Below are 5407 nucleotides of genomic sequence, written 5' to 3'. Positions count from 1 at the left end.
GAGTTTCTCCGCTATAAAGCGCCTTGCATGCAGCGTCATACTTGTAAAATACTTAACAGTATATTATAATTAATTTAACATAAACGCGGACAATTAATATCTATGTTAATGAGGAGGCTGGAAAATGGAATTGAATGAAAAACAAATTAGGTTATGTGAAGAAAATACCGAAGATTTTTCTGATTTAAAGGCTTTATTTATTAACTGTACTTTGAAAAAATCACCTCAGACCTCAAATACAAGGGGTTTAATGGATGTAGCAAAGGCAATTATGGAAAAGAATAAGGTTAAGGTTGAAGTGGTAAGAGCGGTTGATTATGAGATTGCTCCCGGAGTCTGGCCTGATATGACAAAACAGGGTCTGGAAAGGGATGACTGGCCTCAGATATTTGAAAAAGTTATGGCAGCAGATATTTTAATTTTGGGTACTCCAATCTGGCTGGGGGAAAAATCTTCAGTCTGTCAGCGGGTAATTGAGAGATTATATGGACAATCAGGAGAACTAAATGATAAAGGACAGTATGCCTATTATAGAAGGGCAGGAGGCTGTATAGTTACTGGAAATGAAGATGGAATAAAACACTGTGGGATGGGAATTTTATATTCTCTGCAGCATCTCGGTTTCACAATTCCTCCTCAGGCAGATGCAGGCTGGATAGGCGCAGCTGGACCGGGACCTTCTTATTTAGATGAGAATTCAGGTGGACCAGAAAATGATTTTACCCAGAGAAATACAACCTTTATGACCTGGAATTTAATGCATCTAGCTAAGATGCTTAAAGAAAATGATGGAATTACTGCTTACGGAAATCAGCGCAGTGCCTGGGATGCAGGCTGCAGCTTTGATCATCCCAATCCAGAATATAGATAATTGTTGAGAAGTCTTTTAAGGAGGTCAAAATGTTAAAAAATAAATATATATATCTATTAATAATTACTGTTTTATTTTTAGGACTTTTAACTAACCCGGCAGCTGCCCAGGATGATAGTTTAAATATCGCCATTCCTGGTAGAGCTCAGACACTTGATCCAGCTTACCTGCAGAGGGTTTTATCTGACTGGCCAGTTATGAATTCAATCTTTAATGGGCTGGTTAAATATGAACCGGGGACATTTGAGGTAGTACCTGATCTGGCAGAAGAATGGGATATTTCAGAGGATAACACGGAAATCACTTTTCATTTGAAGGAAGGAATAGAATTTCATAAAAGTTATGGAGAATTTACTTCTGAAGATGTTAAGTTTTCTTTTGAAAGAATTATCGCAGAAGATGCAAACTCACCTGAGGCACAGTCTTTCAGTAATCTGGAAAGAGTAGAGATTATTGATCAGTATACAGTGAAATTGATCCTGAGTGAGCCAATGGGGAGACTTTTTACTTCAACCCTGCCCTTTAATGCCGGTCTAATTGTCAGTAAAAAGGCAGTTGAAGAGATGGGTAGAGAAGAATTTGCCAGTAATCCGATTGGTACTGGACCCTATGTTTTTGAAGAATGGGATGTCAACAATAATATAAGACTCAGTAAAAATGAAGATTATTTTGAAGCAGAGGCGGAATATGGAGAAGTAGTATTTATGCCGATGTCGGATCCTACATCTCAGGAGCTGGCTTTACAGTCTGGAGAAATTGATATTGGACAGCTTACTCTTGATAATTTTGATCAGATAAGTCAGATGGAAGAGTTTGAGGCTGAAATTTATCCAGACCTGGCAATTCAGTATGTTGCTTTTAATACCAGTAAGGAGCCCTTAAATAATAAGAAATTGAGAGAAGCTTTAAGATATATTATAAATCCAGAAGAGATTCTGGTTGGTGCTTTTGCTGGTAAGGCAGAGAGGGCCTATTCTATTTTACTTGAAGATATGACTGGCTACTGGCAGGCTCCAGCTTTTAAACTGGAAGATGTTGGAGAAGATTATGTCTGGAATCTGCTGGCAGAGGCTGGTTATCCAGAAGGAGAGGGGCTTGAATTAGAATATGTAACTGATGCTAATGAAGAAAGAAGATTAATTGGAGCTCTAATACAGGATCAGTTATCACGTTTTAATATTGATTTAAATGTAGAAGCCTTAGAGGTTGGACCAAAAATTGACCGCTGGCAGGATGGCAGTTATGATATAACCTATGCCAGATTTACCAATACTGTTGACCCCGGTTATAATTTTCAGTGGAATTTAACTGATCAGCTGGGAAAATGGAATTTATTCCACTGGTCAAATGAGGAATATGATAATCTCTGGCAGGAAGCTGAAACTACCCTGGACAGCAATCTACGAGCTGAGAATTACGAAAAAATGCAGCAGCTGATGAATGATGACTCAATTGGAATCTGGGTTACCCATGGAGTTAAGACACCTGCCTGGACTACTGAAGTAGATCCGGTATTTTCTCCTGATGGAGTAATTTTACCCTGGTTAATCAGCAGTAGTGAAAAATAGTAATTAAAAAAGCCTGAATCTGAATTAAAATATTTGGGTTCAGGTTTTATTCAAAATATCTTCATTTTTTGAAATTTGAAAGCTGGAGGATTAGCATATGTTTATCTATATCACAAAACGCCTCTTATGGGTGATTCCAACTATTCTTACAGTCTTATTAGTTTTATTCAGTTTGAGCTATTTACTGCCGGGAGATCCAGCTGATATTATACTTGGCCCGAGGGCTACTCCAGAAATGGCTGCAGAACTTGAAAGTCGACTTGGGCTTGATAAACCATGGTACCAGAGTTATCTAATCTATTTAAAGAATATTATTAAAGGAGATCTCGGCACCTCAATATTTAGAGACCGCTCAGTTTTAACGGTTATCTTAGATGTTCTGCCCTATACAGTTATTTTAACCCTGGCCGGAATGGGGCTGGCTGTTTTTAATGGAATTTCTATTGGCCTCCTGGCAGCTAATTATAATAACAGTTATTTTGAAAAGTTTTTAACTATGGTTTCATTTATCACGGCTTCAACCCCAACTTATATTGCCGGAGTCTTATTGATTGTTATTTTTTCAGTTAATTTTAATATATTACCTTCAATCGGGATCGGTGATGGTGGAATTTTAGACTCTCTCCACCACTTAATTGGACCTGCTATTGCACTTTCTGTGGGGTGGACGGGATATATTGCCCGCTTGACCAGAAGTTCAATGCTGGAAACCCTGGATCAGGAGTTTATTCAGACCGAAAAATCATTTGGTATTCCCCGCTATTATATACTTTATAAATATGCTTTAAAAAAAGCAATTAAACCTATCATTGCAGTAATTGGACTCGGTATCGGCAGGCTGCTTGGGGGAGCAGTTTTTGTGGAAGTAATCTTTAACCGTCCCGGTCTGGGTAGACTGATTGTTGATTCAGTAAATGAACGCGATCTCCCTCTGGTTAGAGGTGGAGTTTTAGTAGCTGCTCTTTTATTTGTAATTGCTAATCTAATTGCTGATATTTCATATGCCTATTTTGATCCCAGAATCAAACAAAAATAAACTGCTGGAGGTTTAAGATGTTTAAGAGCCAGAAATTTTTCCGTTTTAAAAAAAAGAGCATTAGAGTAATTAAAATAATGAAAAAAGATTATAAGGCCTATCTTGGCGGATCAATCATTATGTTGATTTTGATTTCAGCCATTTTTGCACCTCTGATTGCTCCTGCTGACCCCTATAAAACCAATGTGACCAGGAGGTTGGAAGGACCGAGCCTGCAGAATTTGCTGGGTACTGACAGCCTGGGCAGAGATATTTTGAGCCGCCTTATTTATGCAGCTCGGCCGGCAGTTTTAGTATCTTTTGGTGGAATTATTATATCAGTGATCATTGGTATAATCCTGGGGTTACTTGCAGCCTATGTTGGTGGAATTCTGGAGAGTATAATTTTATTTATCTTTGATGTAATCAGGGCATTTCCTCCTATAATTTTAATCTTAGTTTTACTTTCAATTATTGGGCCTTCACTCTTGAGTGTAATAGTAATTCTTGGAGTGACTATTATGCCCCGTTATGGGAGAGTGGTCAGGGCAGAAACTCTTTCTGAAAAGGAAGAGGATTTTGTTGAAGCCGCCAGATCACTGGGAGCAGATAACTCTCGTATAATTTTTAAACATATTCTGCCCAATATTTTCGCTTCAGTCCTTGTATTGAGCGGTATGGATATGGCCTCAATGATCATGTGGGAAGCAGGACTTTCTTTTCTGGGGTTGGGCTTACAGCCTCCTTTAAGCAGCTGGGGAGTAATGCTGCAGGAGTCATATCAGTATATTCAGACTGCCCCCTTAATGATCCTCTGGCCGGCTCTGGCAATAATGTTAACTATGCTTGGTTTTTCGACTTTTGCTGAGAGCCTGAGGGTGGCTTTAAATCCAAAATTGAATCAGGAGGTATAAGTTTATATGTCTGATAAAATCTTAAAGATAAATGATTTAGCAGTTGAATATAGAAATAAGGGAAAATATTTAAGGGTACTGCAGGATATAAATCTGGAACTTGACAGTGGTGAAATCCTGGCCCTGGTTGGAGAAAGTGGTTCTGGGAAATCTACTCTGGGAAAAACAATATTAAGATTACTGCCGGATTCAGCCAGGATAGCAGAGGGCAGTATATTTTTTAAAGGTGAAGATATCTGCAATTTTTCTGAAAAAAAGTTTAATGATCAGATTCGAGGTCAGGAGATGGCAATGGTTATTCAGAATCCTCAGAATGCCCTCAATCCAGTCTTTAAAGTGGGAACTCAAATTCTTGATGTACTGTATTTTAAGTCTAAAAAACAAAAAAGTAGAAAAGAACTAAAAAAAGAAGCGATTGAAATTTTAAAAAAAGTTGGCATTTCAGATCCAGAATACAGATTTGGAGAATACCCCCATCAGTTTAGTGGGGGGATGAAACAGCGGGTGATGCTGGCCATGGCCTTTATTTCCAATCCCTCGCTTTTGATTGCAGATGAGCCGACGACAGCCCTTGATCTGACAGTGGAGGCTCAAATTTTAAATCTTTTATCAAATCTAGTTGATGAATACAAAACATCTATACTATATATCAGCCATGACCTGGGAGTTGTTGCCGGTTTAAGTGACAGGATTGCAGTGATGTATGCGGGACGAATAGTTGAAGTTGCTCAGACTAGAGAATTATTTACTGAGCCCAATCATCCCTATACAGAAGCACTTTTAAAATGTCTGCCGGATTATCAGAAAACGGAGGAGCTGCAGACTATTCCCGGTCAGGTTCCTGATCCTGGTAATTATCCAGTCGGATGTAATTTCCATCCCCGCTGCAGCTACAGTTTTGACCGCTGTAGGCAGGAAGATCCACGGCTTGAAGAAATCACTTCAGAACATTTTTCAGCCTGTTTTTTAAATGACCGTTAAGGAGATATAAAAATGGCTTTAGTTGAGGTTAAAAATTTAAAAAAATATTTTGTCAATA

The 5407-nt window shown here is 38.5% G+C and carries 5 protein-coding genes; all 5 read left to right on the top strand.

Annotated features, from left to right (window positions below):
* Positions 1-124 precede the first annotated feature (124 nt).
* Complete coding sequence (locus tag CI949_RS16215) at positions 125-871, top strand: flavodoxin family protein (protein WP_089655588.1); 747 nt, start codon at positions 125-127, stop codon at positions 869-871.
* Positions 872-900: 29 nt separating this feature from the next.
* Complete coding sequence (locus CI949_RS16210) at positions 901-2439, top strand: ABC transporter substrate-binding protein (RefSeq protein ID WP_089655587.1); 1539 nt, start codon at positions 901-903, stop codon at positions 2437-2439.
* A gap of 97 nt (positions 2440-2536) precedes the next feature.
* Positions 2537-3475: an ABC transporter permease gene (locus tag CI949_RS16205; RefSeq protein WP_073157617.1), complete on the top strand. Its 939-nt coding sequence runs from the start codon at positions 2537-2539 to the stop codon at positions 3473-3475.
* A gap of 17 nt (positions 3476-3492) precedes the next feature.
* Positions 3493-4368: an ABC transporter permease gene (locus tag CI949_RS16200; RefSeq protein ID WP_073157614.1), complete on the top strand. Its 876-nt coding sequence runs from the start codon at positions 3493-3495 to the stop codon at positions 4366-4368.
* A gap of 6 nt (positions 4369-4374) precedes the next feature.
* Positions 4375-5349, top strand: coding sequence for an ABC transporter ATP-binding protein (locus CI949_RS16195; RefSeq protein ID WP_089655586.1), 975 nt, complete (start codon positions 4375-4377; stop codon positions 5347-5349).
* The last annotated feature ends 58 nt before the right edge of the window (positions 5350-5407 follow it).

The organism is Halanaerobium sp. (assembly GCF_003070835.1).
The sequence above is the reverse complement of the archived record's forward strand: the minus strand, read 5'-3'. Positions and strand labels throughout refer to the sequence as shown.

Excerpts from the sequence above, each read along its gene's own strand:
- CI949_RS16215 (WP_089655588.1), top strand. The coding sequence starts at position 125 with ATGGAATTGAATGAAAAACAAATTAGGTTATGTGAAGAAAATACCGAA.
- CI949_RS16210 (WP_089655587.1), top strand. The coding sequence starts at position 901 with ATGTTAAAAAATAAATATATATATCTATTAATAATTACTGTTTTATTT.
- CI949_RS16205 (WP_073157617.1), top strand. The coding sequence starts at position 2,537 with ATGTTTATCTATATCACAAAACGCCTCTTATGGGTGATTCCAACTATT.
- CI949_RS16200 (WP_073157614.1), top strand. The coding sequence starts at position 3,493 with ATGTTTAAGAGCCAGAAATTTTTCCGTTTTAAAAAAAAGAGCATTAGA.
- CI949_RS16195 (WP_089655586.1), top strand. The coding sequence starts at position 4,375 with ATGTCTGATAAAATCTTAAAGATAAATGATTTAGCAGTTGAATATAGA.